Origin of the sequence: Burkholderia reimsis (assembly GCF_003294055.1) — a bacterium.
Taxonomy (GTDB): Bacteria; Pseudomonadota; Gammaproteobacteria; order Burkholderiales; family Burkholderiaceae; genus Burkholderia; species Burkholderia cepacia.
This window is the reverse complement of the sequence record NZ_QMFZ01000005.1, coordinates 141,044-158,949: the sequence shown is the minus strand read 5'-3', so window position 1 is coordinate 158,949 and position 17,906 is coordinate 141,044. Positions and strand designations below refer to the sequence as shown.

The following is a 17,906-nucleotide window of genomic DNA, read 5'->3' as shown; positions in this document are numbered from 1 at the left end:
CAGGTGCGCCGTGCGGCCGATCGCGCGGATGCGTATCGACCGCGGTACTGGAATAACAGGGTAGTGGTGCGCGGAGGGAAGTCAAGCGGCCGGCCCGCGCGCACTGCGTTGCAACATCGGTCGTGGCGGGTTGCGACCGGAGGTCGCAATGCAGGTGCTGCCGGGTTTCGGTATCGTCACGTGTGTCGCGGCCCGGGGCCGCGTGCCGGCGCTTCGCCGGCAGCACGTCGAGATAACGACACAACGAGACGAGGGCATTGACCGACATGACCGGGGCGTATTTCAGCGTGCCGACGCTTTGCGCGATCGCGCTCATTCACGTGTACTGGGCGTTGGGCGGGCGGCGCGGCAAGCGTGCGGCCATTCCGGAGCAGGACGGCGAGCCGCTGCTGCGGCCGACCGCCATCGGCACGCTCGCCGTCGCGGCGGCATTGCTGGGCGGCGCGTGCGTGGTTGCCGCGCGTGCCGGCTGGCTGGGGCCGAACCCGTATCCCGGCGCGATCTCGTTCGCGGTCGTTGCGCTCGCATTGATCTTCGCGGTGCGGGCCGTCGGCGATTTCCGTTACGTCGGCTTCTTCAAGCGGATTCGCGGGTCGCGTTTCGCACGGATGGACACGCTGTATTACTCGCCGCTGTGCGCGGCGCTGGCGCTGTCCATCGCGTCGATGTTCTGGCCGCGTTGAACGCGCATCTCAGCGTGCAGGCGCGTCCCGCTCCGTAAGGTATTCCGCCGGCACGGTATCCGTCAGCCATACGCCGTTTTCGGCGACGAAGAACGTGTGGCCTTGCCGATGCATGCGCTGCGCATCGACCTCGAGAATCACGGGCACGCCGTAGCGCGTGCCGACGGCCAGCGCGGTCCGGATGTCCGGCGACAGATGCACGTGATGACGGGCACCGGGTATCAGCCCTTGCGCCCGAATCGAATCCAGGAAGCGCGTCGCGGTGCCGTGATAAAGACGCTCGGGCGGTTGCGCGGCCGGATAGTTGCGCTGCACGACGGGCGTCGAATGGCCTTGTACCGCGCGGATGCGTCGGCCGTCGTCGGAGAGGGCGAAGCGCTGCTTGTCGTTGGTCGCGCAGACGGTTTCGAGCGTCGCGCGATCGATGGGATGCCCCAGGCGGGCGATGCCGGCGATCAGTTCGTCGATGTTGGCCCAGCCTTCCGGGTCGAGCCGCAGCCCGATCGTTTGCGGCGCGTGGCGCAGCAGATAGCTGAGGGTTCGGCTGATGCGGGTCGCGTCGGCCGCCGGCAGTTCATTCTTATGTGGTCTCATGAGACGCGGAGGCTACCAGAGCGCGATGCAAACCGGCACCCACGGGTGCGCCGCGTGGCTGGAAAGCCACAGCCTTCCGCGAAACCCGACACACGACAATCCTTTGCCTGACGCCCGCGTCGGCAGGTAATCGCGCGAATCCTTTCGCGTTCCGGCTTCCGGATTTTTCAATTGTTGCGATTTTCGATGCATTGAATTGCATTGGCGTACCTTTGAATGGAACCGGTTCCATATATAATTCGCGGCACTTGTCGCCGGGCCCGAAAGAGGGTCGTGCACGTTGCGCTTGCTGTCGGCAAACGCGACGTCTAAGTTGAATGAGGGTCATGAGCAATGAGGGGCAGATGCGGGCAGATGCCGGTATTTGTCAGACGATAAGGCTCACAAAGAAGCCGATCCGTGCAGCGCAGCCTGAACCGGCGCGACGCGCGGCCGCATGAAGGCGCTGCCGCGCATTGCACGGGCGGCGCCTGCATCGAGGTTGTTCGCAACAGACGAAAGAACAGGACGGCCAGCCGATTGCGGCGAGGCTGCCATGCCGGACATGCCGCATGCGGAGTGCGCGCGTCCGGGCCCCGAGATCCCCAACGATCAACATCCGACCATGTCCACGTCACCTGACAAACCCAACTCGCGCCGCCGTTTCCTGCGCACGTCGGTCGCGCTCGTGCCGATCGCGTCGGTCGCCGGCTGCGACCTGCGCTCGTCGTCGCCTTCCGCGACGACCGGCAACGCGCCCGGCGCATCGGCCAGCGCCGAACGCGCCCCGTACAAGCCGACCTTCTTCGATGCGAAGGAATGGGCGTTCGTCCAGGCCGCCGTCGACCGGCTGATTCCGGCCGACGCCGAAGGCCCCGGCGCGCTCGAATCGGGCGTGCCCGAATTCATCGACCGCCAGATGGAGACGCCGTATGCGCACGGCGCGACCTGGTACATGCAGGGGCCGTTCCAGCAGGGCGTGCCCGAGCTTGGCTACCAGCTGAAGCTGGTGCCGCGCGACATCTACCGGCTCGGTATCGCGGCGGTCAACCGCTATTGCGAGAAGACTCACGGCAAGGCGTTCGCGGATCTCGACGCGCCGACGCGCGACACCGTGCTCGGCGCGCTGGAGAAGGGCGGCGCGCAGATCGACGACGTGCCGCCCGGCGTGTTCTTCGGCCAGTTGCTGCAGAACACGCGCGAAGGCTATTTCTGCGATCCGGTGCATGGCGGCAATCACGACATGGCCGCGTGGAAGATGATCGGTTTTCCCGGCGCACGCGCGGACTTCATGGATTTCGTCAACCAGAGCGGCAAGCCCTATCCGTACGGCCCCGTCTCGATCAACGGGGAGCGCAGCTGATGGCCGCAGAGAAAAAACCGCATGTCGATGCGGTGATCGTCGGCTTCGGCTGGACCGGCGCGATTCTCGCGAAGGAACTGACCGAAGCGGGCTTGAACGTGGTCGCGCTCGAGCGCGGCGAGTATCGCGACACCTATCCGGACGGCGCGTATCCGAACACGATCGACGAGCTGACCTACAACATCCGCAAGAAGCTGTTCCTCGACCTGTCGAAGACGACGGTGTCGATCCGCCACGGGCTGCAGGACACCGCGCTGCCGTACCGGCAGCTCGCCGCGTTCCTGCCGGGTGAAGGCGTGGGCGGCGCGGGGCTGCACTGGTCGGGCGTGCATTTCCGGATCACGCCGGAAGAGCTGCGCCTGCGCAGCCACTATGAAGAGCGCTACGGCAAGAAGTTCATCCCCGAAGGGATGACGATCCAGGACACGGGCGTGACCTACGACGAGCTCGAGCCGCATTTCGATTTCGCGGAGAAGGTGTTCGGCACGTCGGGGCAGGCGTACAAGGTCGGCGGCAAGGTGGTCGGCGACGGCAACGTGTTCGAAGCGAACCGCAGCGACAACTTCCCGCTGCCCGCGCAGCTCAACACGTATTCGGCGCAGCGCTTCTCCGATGCCGCGAAGTCGCTCGGCCTGCATCCGTACCGGCTGCCGTCGGCGAACACGTCGGGCCCGTACACGAACCCTTACGGCGTACAGATGGGCCCGTGCAACTTCTGCGGCTACTGCAGCGGTTACGCGTGCTACATGTACTCGAAGGCGTCGCCGAACCTGAACATCCTGCCCGCGCTGAAGCAGGCGCCGAACTTCGAGCTGCGCTCGAAGTGCCACGTGCTGCGCGTCGACCTCGACGACACGAAGAAGCGCGCGACGGGCGTGACCTATGTCGACCCGGCCGGGCGTGAAGTGCACCAGCCGGCCGATCTCGTGATCGTGGCCGCGTTCCAGTACCACAACGTGCACCTGCTGCTGCTGTCGGGCATCGGCAAGCCGTACGACCCGATCTCGGGCGAAGGCGTGGTGGGTCGCAATTTCGCGTACCAGAACCTGTCGACGATCAAGGCGTTCTTCGACAAGGACACCTACACGAATCCGTTCATCGGCGCGGGCGGCAACGGCGTCGCGGTGGACGATTTCAACGCGGACAACTTCGACCACGGCCCGCTCGGCTTCGTCGGCGGCTCGCCGCTGTGGGTGAACCAGGCCGGCGTGAAGCCGATCAGCGGCATCGCGACGCCGCCCGGTACGCCGCAGTGGGGCTCGGCGTGGAAGAAGGCGGTCAAGGACAACTACGCGCACACGATCTCGATGGACGCGCACGGCACCAACATGTCGTACCGCGACGTGTACCTCGACCTCGATCCGACCTATCGCGATTCGTACGGCCAGCCGCTGCTGCGGATGACCTTCGACTGGAAGGACAACGACATCAAGATGGCGCAGTACGTGACCGGGCAGATGAAGAAGATCGCGGAGGCGATGGGGCCGAAGGCGATCGGCGTGTCGACGCGCGAGTTCGGCAAGCACTTCGATTCGCGCGCATACCAGACGACCCACCTCGTCGGCGGCGCGATCATGGGCACCGACCCGAAGACGAGCGTGCTGAACCGCTACCTGCAGTGCTGGGACGTGCACAACGTGTTCGTGATGGGCGCATCGGCGCTGCCGCAGGGCATCGGCTACAACCCGACCGGGATCATCGCGGCGCTGGCCTACTGGTCGGCACGTGCGATCCGCGAGCAATACCTGAAAAATCCCGCTCCGCTGGTGACCGTATGAAGAGGACGATGAACCACAACGTCGCGCGCCGCATGTCGCGCGCGCTGGCGGCCGGCGCGGCCTGGGCCGCGCTCGGCTTCGCAGGCTCGACGGCGTTTGCGCAGCCGGCTGCGCCTGCGGCGGCTTCCGGCCCGGCGGCTGCACCCGCGGCCCGATCCGCCGACGCGAACCTGATCAAGCGCGGCGAATACCTCGCGCGCGCGGGCGACTGTATCGCGTGCCATACCGCGAGCGGCGGCAAGCCGTTCGCGGGCGGGCTGAAATTCGACACGCCGATCGGCGGCATCTATTCGACGAACATCACGCCGGACCCGAAGACGGGCCTCGGCGGCTGGACTTACGAGGACTTCACGCGCGCGGTGCGCGAAGGCGTGCGCAAGAACGGCGACACGATGTATCCGGCCATGCCGTTCCCGTCGTACGCGCGCCTGACCGACGACGACATGAAGGCGCTGTACGCGTACTTCATGCACGGCGTCGCGCCCGTCGAGCACGAGAACCGTGCGGTCGACATCGTGTGGCCGCTGTCGATGCGCTGGCCGCTTACGATCTGGCGCAAGATGTTCGCCCCGACGCCGAAGCCGTTCGACGCGGCGCCGTACACCGATCCGGTGGTCGCGCGCGGCGCGTATCTCGTGCAGGGTCTCGGCCACTGCGGTGCGTGCCATACGCCGCGCGCGCCGACGATGCAGGAGCGCGGGCTGACCGACGCGGACGGCCCGGACTTCCTGGCGGGCGGTGCGGCGATCGACGGCTGGGTGCCGACGAGCCTGCGCGGCGAGCCGCGCACGGGCCTCGGCACGTGGAACGAAACCGAGATCGTGCAGTTCCTGAAGACGGGCCGCACGCTGCGCACGGCTGCATTTGGCGGGATGACGGACGTGGTCGGCCACAGCATGCAGCACATGACCGACGACGACCTGAACGCAATCGCGCGCTACCTGAAGACGCTGCCGCCGCGCGTGCAGGGCGAGCAGCCGCACGTGTACGACGTGGCGGCTGCCAAGGCCCTGCAGGCCGGCGATGCGAGCAAGCCGGGCGCGGCCGTCTATCGCGACAACTGCACGGCCTGCCACCGCAGCGACGGCCATGGCTACACGCGCGTGTTCCCGGCGCTCGCCGGCAACCCGGTCGTGCAGGGCGACGATCCGACCTCGCTGATCCACGTCGTGTTGGAAGGCAGCGCGCTGCAGGGCACGCGCACCGCGCCGTCGACGTTCACGATGCCGCCGTTCGGCTGGCGCCTGTCGGACCAGGAAGTCGCTGATGTGTCCAACTTCGTGCGCACGAGCTGGGGCAACACGGGGGCGCCGGTGACCGCCGCGCAGGTCGCGAAGGTGCGCAAGAGCGTGCCGTCGACCCGGCCCGAACCGCCGCCGGGCGCGCGGTTCCCGCAAGCGTCGCGCTGACGGGGGCGGCGGGGTGCCCGCCCCGCCTGTCCGATGTGCTTCAAGGCGCCGCGCGATCCGCGCGGCGCCTTTCGTTTCGCCGGGGTTGCACCCCGCCAAGGCGCGCCGCCGCGTGAATTTTTCGCGGCGGCGCGCCATTCTTCCGCCTCATCCCTTATCCTTTCGTTCTTGAACCTTACTAAATCGTTACAAGAACTTGGGAGGGGGGATGCCTCATGACATCAGCCTGATTGCGTTGCTCGCGGCCGGTTTCGGTCTCGCGATGGTCTTCGGTTACTTCGCGTCGCTGCTGAAAATGCCGCCGCTCGTCGGCTATCTGCTCGCCGGGATCGTGATCGGCCCCGGCACGCCCGGTTTCGTCGGCGACCTGTCGCTCGCGCAGCAGCTCGCCGAAGTCGGCGTGATGCTGCTGATGTTCGGCGTCGGCCTGCATTTCTCGCTCGGCGATCTGCTCGCGGTGCGCAAGATCGCGCTGCCGGGGGCCATCGTCCAGATCACGGTGGCCACGCTGCTCGGCGGCGGCCTCGCGCTCACCTGGGGCTGGAGCGTCGGTGCGGCGCTCGTGTTCGGGCTCGCGCTGTCGGTGGCGAGTACCGTCGTGCTGCTGCGTGCGCTGGAAGGGCGCGGGCTCGTCGAGACGGTCAACGGGCGCATCGCGGTCGGCTGGCTCGTCGTCGAGGATCTCGTGATGGTGCTCGTGCTCGTGCTGCTGCCGCCCGTCGCGGGGCTGCTCGGCGGCACGCCGCCCGGCGACGCGCACGCGGCCGGCGGCAGCGTGTGGGGCACGCTCGGCGTCACGATGCTGAAGGTCGCGGCGTTCATCGCATTGATGCTGGTGGTCGGCAAGCGCGTGTTCCCGCGCATTCTGTGGCTCGTCGCGCGCACGGGCTCGCGCGAGCTGTTCACGCTGTGCATGATCGCGGCCGCGGTCGGCATCGCGTTCGGCGCGGCGAAGCTGTTCGACGTGTCGTTCGCCCTCGGTGCGTTCTTCGCCGGGATGATGATGCGCGAGTCGGAGTTCAGCCGGCGCGCGGCCGACGAGACGCTGCCGCTGCGCGATGCGTTCTCGGTGCTGTTCTTCATTTCGGTCGGGATGCTGTTCGACCCGAAGATCCTGCTCGCGGAGCCGCTGCACGTGATCGAGGTCGCGGCGATCGTGGTGATCGGCAAGACGCTCGCGGCGGTCGCGCTCGTGATTGCGTTCCGCTATCCGCTGAATACCGCGCTGACGGTCGGCGCGGGCCTCGCGCAGATCGGCGAGTTCTCGTTCATCCTCGCGGGGCTCGGCCGTGCGCTCGGGCTGCTGTCGGCCGAGGGGCAGAGCCTGATCCTCGCGGTCGCGCTGATCTCGATCGCGATGAACACGCTGCTGTTCGCGATGATCGATCCGGCGCTTGCGTGGATCCGCAAGCATTCGGCGTTCGCGCGCAAGCTCGAGGCGCGCGACGATCCGCTCGCCGCGCTGCCGATGTCGACGCCGCAGACACATCTCACCGGGCAGGTCGTGATCGTCGGCTACGGCAAGGTCGGCACGCGCATCGCGCATGCGCTCGACGAGCGCGGCATCGCGTACGTCGTCGTCGAGCAGAATCGCGAGCTCGTCGAGAAACTGCGCGCGGAAGGCGTTGCCGCCGTGTCGGGCGATGCGATCGAGCCGATCGTGCTGGTGCAGGCGCATATCGCGCGCGCCGGGATGCTGGTCGTCACGCTGCCCGACGTGTTCGACGTACGGCAGATCGTCGAAATCTCGCGCACGCTCAACCCGGCGCTCGAGGTCGTGCTGTGCACGAACAGCGGCGACGAGGCCGCGCTGCTGTCGAACGAGGGCATCGGCACCGTGTTCATGGGCGAGACCGAACTCGCGCGCGGGATGACCGAGCACGTGCTCGGCAGGATGGCGAAGCCGGTCGCGGCCGCGCATTGACGGCGCGCGGCAGTGGGCCGGGCAGCGGACAGCGGGCCCGCGGCCCGCGCGGCCGCCGCCGGCGCCGCGGGCTTCGGTTTCAGTAGAACGTCTCGAGCGTCAGCTCCTGCGCCATTACGCGATTGCCGGCCAGCAGGCCGCCGTCGACGGGGAGCGCGACGCCCGTGATGATCCGCGCCGCCGGCGAGCACAGGAACAGCGCGGCCTGCGCGACGTCGTCCGGCGTCGCGAAATCGTCGAGCGGATACCACTTCCTCAATTGCTCGAACACCTGTGGATTGCGCCGCACGCGCGCTTCCCATGCGGGCGTCTTCACGGTGCCCGGCAGCACGATGTTCGCGCGCACGCCGTCGCGGCCGAATTCGATCGCGAGCGATTTCGTGTAGCTGATCAACCCGGCCTTCGCCGCACTGTACGCCGGATGCCCGAGCGCATGCACGCCGTTGACCGAACCGATGATCGCGATTGCGCCGCGCCCGCGTGCGCGCATGCCGGGCAGCACGGCTTCGACGCTCATGTAGGTGGCCGTCAGGTTCGCGTCGAGATCCGTGCGCCAGGTGGCGGGCGTCGTGTCGCGCAGCGTGGTCGACGCGGCCGTGCCCGCGTTGGCGACGAGCACGTCGGCTTGCGGATGCGATTCCAGCGTCGATTGCAGCCGTTCGGCGTCGGTCAGGTCGTCGACGACCGGCGTCACGTGCGCATCGCCGAGCGTATCGATGAAGCGGTCGAGCGCCGCGCGGTCGCGATCGAGCGCGAGCACGCGGTCGCCGGCCGCGAGGAAGGTACGGCACAGCGCCTGGCCGATGCCGCCGGCGGCGCCCGTCACGAGGGTGGTGCGTGTCATGTCGGCTCCTTGTGCCGGCTCACAGGCCGAGCGCGGCGCGCGCCTGCTTTTCGTTGTCGCGCGTGATCAGCGTGCCGGACGTCAGCACGAGCGGCGGCGGCGCCTGGTTCTTCGTGATCCAGTCGTACATGTCGATGCTCGTCTGGTAGCCGTGCTGGCGCGGATTCAGCAGGATCGAGCCGTAGAAGCCCGTCGGCTTCGGCTTCGCGAATTCGTTGAGCGCGATCTGGCTGCCGTTGATGCCGACCGCGACCATCGCATCCGCGCCGATGCCGCGCCCCTCGGCGGCGCGCACCGCGCCGACCGTCGTGTCGTCGTTCGAGCCGAACGCGACCCAGCGCTTGAAATTCGCATGCTTGGTGAGCGCGATGTTCGCCGCGTTGAACGCGCCTTCGGTGTCGGCCGTCATTTCGGGCGCATCGATCACGTTCGCGGCCGGGAAGCCGGCGGCCTTGAGCGCATCGACCGCGCCGGTCGTGCGTTCGCGTGCGGTCGGCAACTGGTCGTACGCGATCCGGATGATGCCGACCTCGGCCGGGTTCCAGCCGCGCCGCTTCGTCTCGTCCGCGATCGCCTGGCCGACCTGCTGGCCGATCTTGTACGCGGAGATGCCCATGTGCGGCACGCCCTGGAGCGGTGCACCGCGGCCGTCGACGAGCTGGTCGTCGACCGACATCAGCTTGATCCCCGCGCGCTTCGCCTTCGCCGCGATGCCGGGGCCGAGCTTCACGTCGGGTGCGCAGATGATCACGCCCTGTGCCTTTTGCGCGGCGAGGCTGTCGAGCGCGGTCGATACCTTTTCGCCGCTCGGCGTCGCGATCTTGATCAGCGTGAAGTGCTTTTCCTTCGCCGCCTGGTCGGCGAAGCGCCATTCGTCCTGGAACCACGGATCGTCCGGCTGTTTGACGAGGAAGCCGATTTTCACGTCGGCGGGGTCGGCGGCATGGGCGGGTACCCCGCCGACCAGCGCCGCGCTCGTAATGGCCAGTGCGAGCGTCTTCCAGTGGAATCGCATGCGTCTCTCTCCTTTTTTGTAGTCGCGCGCACGGGCAGGGCTGCCCGACACGCGAAAAAATTGTAGGAGGAGCGAGCGGGAACGCTCAAATGATGCGCGGCGTTCCTAGAAAGTGGGACGGTGCCCGATGGCGGGGAAATGCGTGGCGGCCAGGCGCCGCCGGTGTGCCACGCGCGCCGGCGGCCGACGTGTCGCGGGGACGTGCCGCGCTTATCCGGCCGCGGTGGCCGGCTGCACCGGTACCTTTGACGGCGCGGCAGTCTTCAGCGGCGCTGCGGTTTTCGGTGCCGCAGCCGTCCTGGTTTGTGCAGCCGCTTTCGGCGCGGCCACCGTCTTCTGCGGCGCGGCGGGCTTCGCCGGCGGCGTCTTCTCGGGCTCGACCGGCGCGTCGGGCGGCACGCCGAGCAGTTGCAGCGAGCCGCTCGTGACCGACGCGAACACCGGGCCGGCCACCGTGCCGCCGTAGTAGCCCTTGCCGCGCGGCTCGTCGATCATCACCGCGACGATCAGGCGCGGGTTGCTCATCGGCGCCATCCCCGCGAACAGCGCGCGGTACTTGCCCTTCGCATAGGTCGCGCCGACCTGCTTGCGCGCGGTACCGGTCTTGCCGCCGATCCGGTAGCCGTCGACGCGCGCGCGGCGCCCCGTGCCGCCTTCGCCGACCGCCATCTCGAGCATCGAGCGGATCGACGCGGCCGTTTGCGGCGACGTCACGCGATGGCCGCGATGCGCGTCGATCGTCTGCTGATCGGTGCCGTTCTTCAGCAGCGACACCGGGTGCAGCGTGCCGTCGCCGGCATAGGCCGTATAGGTTTGCGCGATCTGCAGCAGCGACATCGACAGGCCGTAGCCGTATGCCATCGTCGCCTGCTCGATCGGCCGCCAGCGCTTGTAGCCGCGCAGCCGGCCCGACGCGACGCCCGGGAACGTCAGTTCCGGCGCACGGCCGATCCCGTATTCCTGGTACTTGTTCCAGATCGTTTCGGCGGGCAGGTTCAGCGCGAGCTTCGCGAGCGCGACGTTGCTCGACTTCTGCAGCGCCTGCGAGACCGTCAGCGAACCGTGGTTCGACGTGTCGTGGATCACGGCCGGGCCGATCTTGTAGGTGCCCGGCGACGTGTTGATGATCGTGTTCGGCGTGACCTTGCGTTCGTCGATCGACAGCGCGACGACGAGCGGCTTGATCGTCGAGCCCGGTTCGAACGTGTCGATCACCGCGCGGTTGCGCAACTGCTGGCCGGTGAGGCGCGCGCGGTCGTTCGGGTCGAAGGTCGGGTAGTTCGCCAGCGCAAGGATCTCGCCGTTCTGCGCGTCGAGCACCACGACGCTGCCGGCCACCGCGTTGTTCTCGACCACGGCCGCCTTGAGCTGGCTGAACGCGAGCTGCTGGATGCGGCGGTCGATCGTCAGCTCGATCGTCGCGCCATGCTGCGCCGGGACGAGCGGGCGCGTGTCCGACACGATGCGGCCGAGCCGGTCGCGGATCACCTCGCGCTGCCCGGACGTGCCCGACAGGCGCGCATTCGCCGCGAGCTCGACGCCTTCCTGGCCCTTGTCCTCGACGTTCGTGAAGCCGACCACGTGCGCGGCCGATTCGCCTTCCGGGTAGAAGCGCTTCGAATCGGCGATCTGCGTGATGCCGTCGATCGCGAGCTTGTCGAGCCTGCCTGCCGTGTCGGCGTCGACCTGCCGCTTGAGCAGCACGAATGTCTTGTCGTTGCCGAGGCGCCGCTTGACCTCGACGAGCGGCATGTCGAGCAGCTTCGAGATCTGCGGGTAGTCGGTGTCGGCGACCTGCTTCGGGTTCGCCCAGATTTCATAGGTCGACAGGCTGACGGCGAGCATCGCGCCGTTGCGGTCGACGATGCGCCCTCGCATCGCGTCCAGCTCGATCGTGCGCTGGTAGCGTTTCTGGCCCTGGCCGACGTAGAACTCCTTGTTCGCGACCTGCACCCAGAACGCGCGGCCGATCAGCGCGGCGAACGCGAGGAACACGATGATCACGATCAGCTTCGAGCGCCACATCGGCAGGCGCGACGCGAGCATCGGGTTCTTGGTCGCGGCCGCGTACGGATCGGCGGGGTGGGTCTTCTTTTTCACGCTCATGCAATGGCCGGGTCGGGCCGCCGGAGGGCGGCGAGTCAGTCTGAATAATGCGATTGTAATAAATGAGTAAACGCCGTGTGGGGAAAGTATGTTCCGGCCCCGTGAAAAGGCGCGAATCGGCGATTCGGCAAAGGGCGGAACAGGGCATCCGAAAAGAGGGCGGAAGCGGAGCTTCACCGACGCAGCAGGTGATTGAAGGCGGCCGATTCGGTGCGTATCGATCCGCTCACACGATCTCCTGGACAATCGATGCCGACCGTCTCCGGCGCGCGATCAATTGCCCGGCTCGCGATTATTTATTTGCACCAGAAAATGAAAACGCCCCGAAAAGGGGCGCCGCTAATACTGAATATCGAAATGAATATCACTGAAACCGGAATAAACCCGAAAACCGCAGACGAATTGCATCGATAATTTCTACCGGGTGACGGAAATGAATTCCCGATATTCCGGCTCGCTCGTGCAGCGATCGACAGCCTGCAGTCGCCATGCGCCGGGGTGATTGCCGGCGAGTACGGCGGAGCCCTGTTCGCGCTGGGTCGCACCGAACGACAGTCCCTTCAACTGGCACACGGCATTCCCGCCATCAGCCGCGCAGAGCGCCATCGCGCCTTCGACGTCGCGAACCTTGCCCCAGGCGGGAAGATCGATGCCCTGATGTGCCTCGCGCGACCACAGTCCTTCGTCGGTGTCGACCCACAGTACCGCGAACGAGTGCCGGGTTGCTGATTCGCTGCCATTAATCCGAATGGTGAGGCGCATTGTGATCGTCTCCAAAAAATGAACATTCGACCGTTTTGACTTGATCAGTCTAGATAGACTGGTGTGAAACGCAAGTGATAATCCGCAATAAATCCGCATTGAGTTCATTGCGGTTTCAGATGAAACGATGTCTGACGATTCATGGTTATACCGGCGGCGCGCGCAAACACACGCCCACCGGCGAGCGCGGCGCCGATCGGGGCCCGGTCGATCCTCGAGACATGGGGCAACATCGCCGAGAGGCGCGTCGATCTGTCGCGTGCAACCGGCCGCGGAAACCGGGCCGGCCGACGCGGTCCGGCCGTGCCGGAGGGGGCGCGACCGGATGTCGAGGCGTTCCGACTGCATTGCCGGACGACAGACTCCGACAATCGCATACAAATCGGCACACTTTCACGAAACTTTCGGGACAGACTTGCCTGCGGTCGGGCCCCACACTGAGATATTCCCGATCCAGTGCCGCGGACGCCCGTCCTCGGCGGCTGCCGCCGCCTCGTGCCAGAGACGCGATCGACGCGATCGCGGGCCGCACGCCCGATCGGGACTGCCGGGGCGCGCGTCAGGCCCCGGGCCGGCCGGTGAGCCGTGCGCAGCCCGCAACCGCGGCCGCCGCGCCGCCCGGCCGATTCTTCGAAGGAGACTATCGTGCTGATCTGGAAAACCGCGTTGTCGCTCAACTGGCGGACGAGCCTCGTGTCGCCGGCCAGCGCACCGGTCGCGGCGGCGAACGTCGGGCGGCTGGTGCTGACCGGCGCAACCGGCTTCATCGGCAGTACCGTCCTGACGGCGCTCGTCAATGCGGGGCTGCTCGACCGCATCGTCTGCGTCGTGCGCGCGCAGGATCGCGGCCATGCCGTCGCGCGACTGCGCGAAGCGGCGCTGCGCGCGGGGCTGGCCCCGTACTGGGCGTCGCGCCTGACCGACGCGAACGTGATCGTCGGTGCGCTCGGCGACGTGTGGCAGGGCGCCGACGCACCGCGCCTCGCCGCCGCGACGCACGTGATTCACTGCGCCGGCCATGCGTCGCCGGCCGACGGCGCGCACCTGCGGGCCGACATCGCCGACGCGGTGCGTTTTGCCGAGCGCTTTGCACGGGCGCCGCGCCTGCTGCGCTTCGTCTACGTCGGCACGGCCTACGCGCATGCGGGTCGTGGCGGGATCGTGCAGGAAGAGGCGGCGGGCGACGCGGCGAACGACGTCGCGCGCGACGAAGAAGGCCTGCCGGGCGCGGTGCTCGCCGCGGACTACCTGCATGCGAAGGCGGAGACCGAGCAGCGCCTGCGTGCGCTCGGGCTGCCGCTCGTCGTGGTGCGGCCGTCGCATGTGGTCGGCCATACGGTACTCGGTACGCGGCCCGCGCCGAATTCGTTCTGGATGTTCCGGCTGGCGCATGCCGCACGCCGCTTCACTGCGCGACCGATGACGCGCATCGATATCGTGTCGGTCGACGACGTGGCGCGCGCGACGATGCTGCTGGCCGTCAAGCCGACGCTCGCACACGACCTGTATCACGTGTCGGCCGGCGACGAGGCGCCGCAGGTCGCGCAGATCGTGCGTGCGATGGACGAGGCGGCGGGGATGACCGGCGCACCGCGTTACGCGGCGTGTGCGCCGGCCGAATTGCCGCTCGTGGTGCGTGACGTGCTCGGGCGAACCGATCCGGCACTCGAGCGCGTGATCGGCCGGGCGTTGCAGCGCTGCGGGGAATTCGCGACGGTCGATCGCGTGTTCGACAACCGTCGCGTGCGCGACGAAATCGATTTCGAGCCGCTGCCGTTCATCGATTACGTCGAGGAATGCATGCGCACGTCGCGCGGCGTGGCCGTGACCGAGCTGATGCGCGGCGCGGTGCACTGACCGTCCGCGCCGCACCGGCCCCCGTTCCCGCGGCTGGCGGGAACGGGGCCGTCATCACGTGTTGCCGCCGAGCTCGATGAGCCGGTCGAGCGCGCGATAGATGTCTTCGAGGCCGTCCTCGCCGAACCGCGATTCGAGCTGCCGGTACTGCTCGTCGATCCGCGGGCCGATTTCCGTGACCAGTTTCCTGCTTTGCGGCGTCAGGCTCACCAGCAGCCGGCGCTGATCTTCCTGCGCGCGCGTGCGCGTGATCAGGCCGTCGCGCTCCATCCGTTCCAGCACGCCCGTGAGGCTCGGGCTCAGGATGCAGCAGCGCCGCGCGATCTGTCCCGCTTCGAGCGCTTGCGCCGGTTCGCCGTCGAGCACGCGGATGATCCGCCATTGCTGTTCGGTCAGCGCGAATTCCTTGAGAATGGGGCGGAACAGACCCATCAGCGTTTCGCGGGCCTCGAGCAGCAGCATGGCCAGGTTGCGATGGTCGAGCGTACGGTTCATCGGGGTGAGCAGTGGACGGGGACGCATCAATCTTAACAGCCGAACGGAGTGAATTTCGCGTATCAGGGTAATCGAGGTTGCCAGCGTTCGATTGTTTACTTAAGATATTAAGTATTGACGATGCGCCGCGACGCGCGGCAGGGGAATGACGCATGGAGCTGTCTTGCATGACCGCCGCGGCGCCGCCGTTGCCGGTCGCCATCGGTACCGTCTACGGTGCGCTGCTCAACGAGCGTGCGGCGCTCGACGCACTCGGCGATGCCGTGAACGCACTGCCTTACGGCCGCCCGCCGCAGGCGCCGATCCTGTACATCAAGCCCGCCAACACGCATGCGGCCGACGGCGCGACCGTCGTCGTGCCGGCCGGCGTCGACGCCCTGGAGATCGGCGCGTCGGTGGCCGTCGTGTTCGCCCAGCGCGCGACGCGCGTGCCGGCCGCGCGGGCGCTCGACTACCTTCACGGCTTCACGCTCGCCAGCGACGTGTCGGTCCCCCATCCCGACTACTACCGTCCGGCCGTGCGCTTCAAGTGCCGCGACGGTTTCTGCCCAATGGGCCCGGCCATCGTGCCGGCCGCCGCGCTTGGCGATGTCGACACGATCGGCCTGACCGTGCGGATCGACGGCGAGGTGGCCGTGTCCGCCTCGACGTCTACGCTGATTCGCTCCGTGCGCGAACTGATCGCCGACGTGACGGCCTTCATGTCGTTCGACGCGGGCGATGTGTTGCTGCTCGGCGTCGCGGGCGGCGCGCCGCGCGCCCGCGCGGGCAGCACGATCGAGATCGCCGCCGCCGGCATCGGCATGTTGCGGCACACGCTGATCGCGGAGGAAACACGATGAAGACGGCACGGGTGATCTACAACGGCGCATTGCATGCAGCCGAACCGGCCGACGACGGCGCGATCCGTCTCGACACGGGGCGGGTCGTTGCCGAGGACGCGGTTGCGTGGCTGCCGCCCGTCGCGCCGCGCACCACGTTCGCGCTCGGCCTCAACTACGCCGACCATGCGAAGGAGCTCGCATTCAAGGCGCCGAGCGAACCGCTGATCTTCCTGAAGGGGCCGAACACGTTCATCGGGCACCGGTCGCGCACCGTGCGCCCGGCGGACGCCACCCACATGCACTACGAGTGCGAACTGGCCGTCGTGATCGGCCGGCCCGCGCGCAACGTGAGCCGCGCGCAGGCGCTCGACTACGTGGCCGGCTACACGGTCGCGAACGACTACGCGATCCGCGACTATCTCGAGAACTACTACCGTCCGAACCTGCGCGTGAAGAACCGCGACACCTGCACGCCGCTCGGGCCGTGGTTCGTCAGCCGCGACGAGATCGGCGATGCGGGCGACCTGACGCTGCGCACGACGGTGAACGGACGGGAGACGCAGCGCGGCAGCACGCGCGACATGATCTTCGACGTGCCGGCGTTGATCGAGCACATCAGCGGCTTCATGACGCTCTCGCCGGGCGACCTGATCCTGACCGGTACGCCCGAGGGGCTGGCGGACACGAAGCCGGGCGACGAGGTCGTGACCGAAATCGAAGGGATCGGCCGGCTCGTGAACACGATCGTCGGCGAAGCAGACTACTATCGCGCCGGCTGAGCCCGTCGCCCAAGGAGAGAGCATGACCATCAAGCACTGGATCGACGGCCGTGAAGTCGAGAGCCGCGAGACGTTCACGACGCTGAATCCCGCGACGGGGGAAGTCATCACCGACGTCGCATCGGGCGGCGAGGCCGAAGTCGACGCGGCCGTGCGCGCCGCGAAGGAAGCCTTCCCGAAATGGGCGAACACGCCCGCCAGGGAGCGCGCGAAGCTGATGCGCAGGCTCGGCGAGCTGATCGAGAAGAACGTGCCGATGCTCGCGGCGCTGGAAACGCAGGACACCGGCCTGCCGATCGCACAGACGAGCAAGCAACTGATTCCGCGCGCGTCCGAGAACTTCAACTTCTTCGCGGAAGTGTGCGTGCAGATGAACGGCCGCACCTATCCGGTCGACGACCAGATGCTGAACTACACGCTGTACCAGCCGGTCGGCGTGTGCGCGCTGGTGTCGCCGTGGAACGTGCCGTTCATGACCGCGACGTGGAAGACGGCGCCGTGCCTCGCGCTCGGCAACACGGCCGTGCTGAAGATGTCGGAGCTGTCGCCGCTGACGGCCGACCAGCTCGGCCGCCTCGCGCTCGAAGCCGGCATCCCGCCGGGTGTGCTCAACGTCGTGCAGGGTTACGGCGCGACGGCCGGCGACGCGCTGGTGCGTCATCCGGACGTGCGTGCGGTGTCGTTCACCGGCGGTACGGTGACCGGCAAGCGGATCATGGAGCGCGCGGGCCTGAAGAAGTATTCGATGGAACTCGGCGGCAAGTCGCCGGTGCTGATCTTCGACGACGCCGATTTCGACCGCGCGCTCGACGCGTCGCTGTTCACGATCTTCTCGATCAACGGCGAACGCTGCACGGCCGGCTCGCGGATCTTCGTGCAGCGCACGATCTACGATCGTTTCGTGCAGGAATTCGCGCGCCGCGCGAACAACCTGGTGGTCGGCGATCCGTCCGATCCGGCCACGAACCTCGGCGCGATGATCACGCGCCAGCACTGGGAAAAGGTGACGGGCTATATCCGCATCGGCGAGCAGGAAGGCGCGCGTGTGGTCGCGGGCGGCGCCGACAAGCCGGCGGGCTTGCCCGACCACCTGCGCAACGGCAACTTCGTGCGGCCGACCGTGCTGGCCGACGTCGACAACCGGATGCGCGTCGCACAGGAAGAAATCTTCGGGCCGGTCGCGTGCCTGATTCCGTTCGAGGACGAGGAAGAAGGGCTGCGGCTCGCGAACGACACGTCGTACGGCCTTGCGTCGTACATCTGGACGCAGGATGTCGGCAAGGTGCATCGCCTCGCGCGCGGCATCGAGGCCGGGATGGTGTTCGTGAACAGCCAGAACGTGCGCGACCTGCGCCAGCCGTTCGGCGGCGTGAAGGAATCGGGCACCGGGCGCGAGGGCGGCGAATACAGCTTCGAGGTGTTCGCGGAGATCAAGAACGTGTGCATCTCGATGGGTTCGCACCACATTCCGCGCTGGGGCGTGTGACGGGCGCG

15 protein-coding genes are annotated in these 17,906 nt (G+C 67.7%); 9 read left to right on the top strand and 6 right to left on the bottom strand.

Features of this window, described 5'->3' with window-relative positions; genetic code table 11:
- Positions 1-266: 266 nt before the first annotated feature.
- Entirely contained in the window at positions 267-683 is a 417-nt protein-coding gene (locus tag DPV79_RS08820) for a DUF3995 domain-containing protein (RefSeq protein ID WP_042977744.1), read from the top strand.
- A 9-nt stretch (positions 684-692) separates the two neighbouring features.
- Here DPV79_RS08820 and DPV79_RS08815 read toward each other — a convergent pair whose 3' ends face one another.
- A complete protein-coding gene (locus DPV79_RS08815) occupies positions 693-1,277 on the bottom strand; it encodes an RNA 2'-phosphotransferase (protein ID WP_113045208.1) in 585 nt (194 codons plus the stop codon).
- Between the two features lie 604 nt (positions 1,278-1,881).
- Between DPV79_RS08815 and DPV79_RS08805 the strand changes: the two genes are divergently transcribed.
- From DPV79_RS08805 to DPV79_RS08790, 4 genes are all read left to right on the top strand, one after another.
- Positions 1,882-2,619, top strand: coding sequence for a gluconate 2-dehydrogenase subunit 3 family protein (locus DPV79_RS08805; RefSeq protein WP_060085515.1), 738 nt, complete (start codon positions 1,882-1,884; stop codon positions 2,617-2,619).
- Positions 2,619-4,397 carry a GMC family oxidoreductase gene (locus DPV79_RS08800; RefSeq protein WP_021163240.1) on the top strand — a complete coding sequence of 593 codons (1,779 nt, stop codon included), beginning with the start codon at positions 2,619-2,621 and terminating at the stop codon, positions 4,395-4,397. Before DPV79_RS08805 ends, DPV79_RS08800 begins: the two co-directional genes overlap by 1 nt.
- Entirely contained in the window at positions 4,394-5,806 is a 1,413-nt protein-coding gene (locus DPV79_RS08795) for a c-type cytochrome (RefSeq protein ID WP_113045207.1), read from the top strand. The genes DPV79_RS08800 and DPV79_RS08795 overlap by 4 nt, the downstream gene beginning before the upstream one ends.
- A 208-nt stretch (positions 5,807-6,014) precedes the next feature.
- Entirely contained in the window at positions 6,015-7,730 is a 1,716-nt protein-coding gene (locus DPV79_RS08790) for a cation:proton antiporter domain-containing protein (protein ID WP_021164046.1), read from the top strand.
- Between the two features lie 79 nt (positions 7,731-7,809).
- Here DPV79_RS08790 and DPV79_RS08785 read toward each other — a convergent pair whose 3' ends face one another.
- From DPV79_RS08785 to DPV79_RS08770, 4 genes are all read right to left on the bottom strand, one after another.
- Positions 7,810-8,574, bottom strand: a complete 765-nt coding sequence (locus DPV79_RS08785) for an SDR family oxidoreductase (protein ID WP_060323096.1) — start codon at positions 8,572-8,574, stop codon at positions 7,810-7,812.
- A gap of 19 nt (positions 8,575-8,593) precedes the next feature.
- A complete protein-coding gene (locus DPV79_RS08780) occupies positions 8,594-9,589 on the bottom strand; it encodes an arabinose ABC transporter substrate-binding protein (RefSeq protein WP_059492330.1) in 996 nt (331 codons plus the stop codon).
- A 210-nt stretch (positions 9,590-9,799) separates the two neighbouring features.
- The gene (locus tag DPV79_RS08775; RefSeq protein WP_113045206.1) at positions 9,800-11,695 is read right to left on the bottom strand and encodes a peptidoglycan D,D-transpeptidase FtsI family protein; all 1,896 of its coding nucleotides are present in this window, start codon (positions 11,693-11,695) and stop codon (positions 9,800-9,802) included.
- A 417-nt stretch (positions 11,696-12,112) separates the two neighbouring features.
- On the bottom strand, positions 12,113-12,457 hold the full coding sequence (locus DPV79_RS08770; RefSeq protein WP_021164050.1) for a DUF3564 family protein: 345 nt from the start codon (positions 12,455-12,457) through the stop codon (positions 12,113-12,115).
- 645 nt (positions 12,458-13,102) lie between these two features.
- Between DPV79_RS08770 and DPV79_RS08765 the strand changes: the two genes are divergently transcribed.
- Positions 13,103-14,314: an SDR family oxidoreductase gene (locus tag DPV79_RS08765; RefSeq protein WP_021164053.1), complete on the top strand. Its 1,212-nt coding sequence runs from the start codon at positions 13,103-13,105 to the stop codon at positions 14,312-14,314.
- A 54-nt stretch (positions 14,315-14,368) separates the two neighbouring features.
- On the opposite strand, the gene hpaR is transcribed toward DPV79_RS08765, so the two are convergent.
- On the bottom strand, positions 14,369-14,809 hold the full coding sequence (gene hpaR, locus DPV79_RS08760; protein ID WP_021164054.1) for a homoprotocatechuate degradation operon regulator HpaR: 441 nt from the start codon (positions 14,807-14,809) through the stop codon (positions 14,369-14,371).
- Positions 14,810-14,961: 152 nt separating this feature from the next.
- Between hpaR and DPV79_RS08755 the strand changes: the two genes are divergently transcribed.
- From DPV79_RS08755 to hpaE, 3 genes are read left to right on the top strand one after another with little or no spacing between them, the layout of a single operon-like run.
- Positions 14,962-15,651: a fumarylacetoacetate hydrolase family protein gene (locus tag DPV79_RS08755; protein WP_113045205.1), complete on the top strand. Its 690-nt coding sequence runs from the start codon at positions 14,962-14,964 to the stop codon at positions 15,649-15,651.
- Positions 15,648-16,412 (top strand): fumarylacetoacetate hydrolase family protein, encoded by a 765-nt coding sequence (locus tag DPV79_RS08750; RefSeq protein WP_113045204.1) that lies wholly within the window; start codon positions 15,648-15,650, stop codon positions 16,410-16,412. The genes DPV79_RS08755 and DPV79_RS08750 overlap by 4 nt, the downstream gene beginning before the upstream one ends.
- A 22-nt stretch (positions 16,413-16,434) precedes the next feature.
- Entirely contained in the window at positions 16,435-17,898 is a 1,464-nt protein-coding gene (gene hpaE, locus DPV79_RS08745) for a 5-carboxymethyl-2-hydroxymuconate semialdehyde dehydrogenase (RefSeq protein ID WP_059485026.1), read from the top strand.
- Positions 17,899-17,906: the final 8 nt, after the last annotated feature.

Bases quoted from the DNA above. Each gene is read 5' to 3' on its own strand.
- DPV79_RS08770 (WP_021164050.1), bottom strand. From the start codon at position 12,457: ATGCGCCTCACCATTCGGATTAATGGCAGCGAATCAGCAACCCGGCAC.
- DPV79_RS08800 (WP_021163240.1), top strand. From the start codon at position 2,619: ATGGCCGCAGAGAAAAAACCGCATGTCGATGCGGTGATCGTCGGCTTC.
- DPV79_RS08755 (WP_113045205.1), top strand. From the start codon at position 14,962: ATGGAGCTGTCTTGCATGACCGCCGCGGCGCCGCCGTTGCCGGTCGCC.
- hpaE (WP_059485026.1), top strand. From the start codon at position 16,435: ATGACCATCAAGCACTGGATCGACGGCCGTGAAGTCGAGAGCCGCGAG.
- DPV79_RS08785 (WP_060323096.1), bottom strand. From the start codon at position 8,574: ATGACACGCACCACCCTCGTGACGGGCGCCGCCGGCGGCATCGGCCAG.
- DPV79_RS08775 (WP_113045206.1), bottom strand. From the start codon at position 11,695: ATGAGCGTGAAAAAGAAGACCCACCCCGCCGATCCGTACGCGGCCGCG.
- hpaR (WP_021164054.1), bottom strand. From the start codon at position 14,809: ATGAACCGTACGCTCGACCATCGCAACCTGGCCATGCTGCTGCTCGAG.
- DPV79_RS08750 (WP_113045204.1), top strand. From the start codon at position 15,648: ATGAAGACGGCACGGGTGATCTACAACGGCGCATTGCATGCAGCCGAA.
- DPV79_RS08790 (WP_021164046.1), top strand. From the start codon at position 6,015: ATGCCTCATGACATCAGCCTGATTGCGTTGCTCGCGGCCGGTTTCGGT.
- DPV79_RS08805 (WP_060085515.1), top strand. From the start codon at position 1,882: ATGTCCACGTCACCTGACAAACCCAACTCGCGCCGCCGTTTCCTGCGC.
- DPV79_RS08815 (WP_113045208.1), bottom strand. From the start codon at position 1,277: ATGAGACCACATAAGAATGAACTGCCGGCGGCCGACGCGACCCGCATC.
- DPV79_RS08780 (WP_059492330.1), bottom strand. From the start codon at position 9,589: ATGCGATTCCACTGGAAGACGCTCGCACTGGCCATTACGAGCGCGGCG.
- DPV79_RS08820 (WP_042977744.1), top strand. From the start codon at position 267: ATGACCGGGGCGTATTTCAGCGTGCCGACGCTTTGCGCGATCGCGCTC.
- DPV79_RS08795 (WP_113045207.1), top strand. From the start codon at position 4,394: ATGAAGAGGACGATGAACCACAACGTCGCGCGCCGCATGTCGCGCGCG.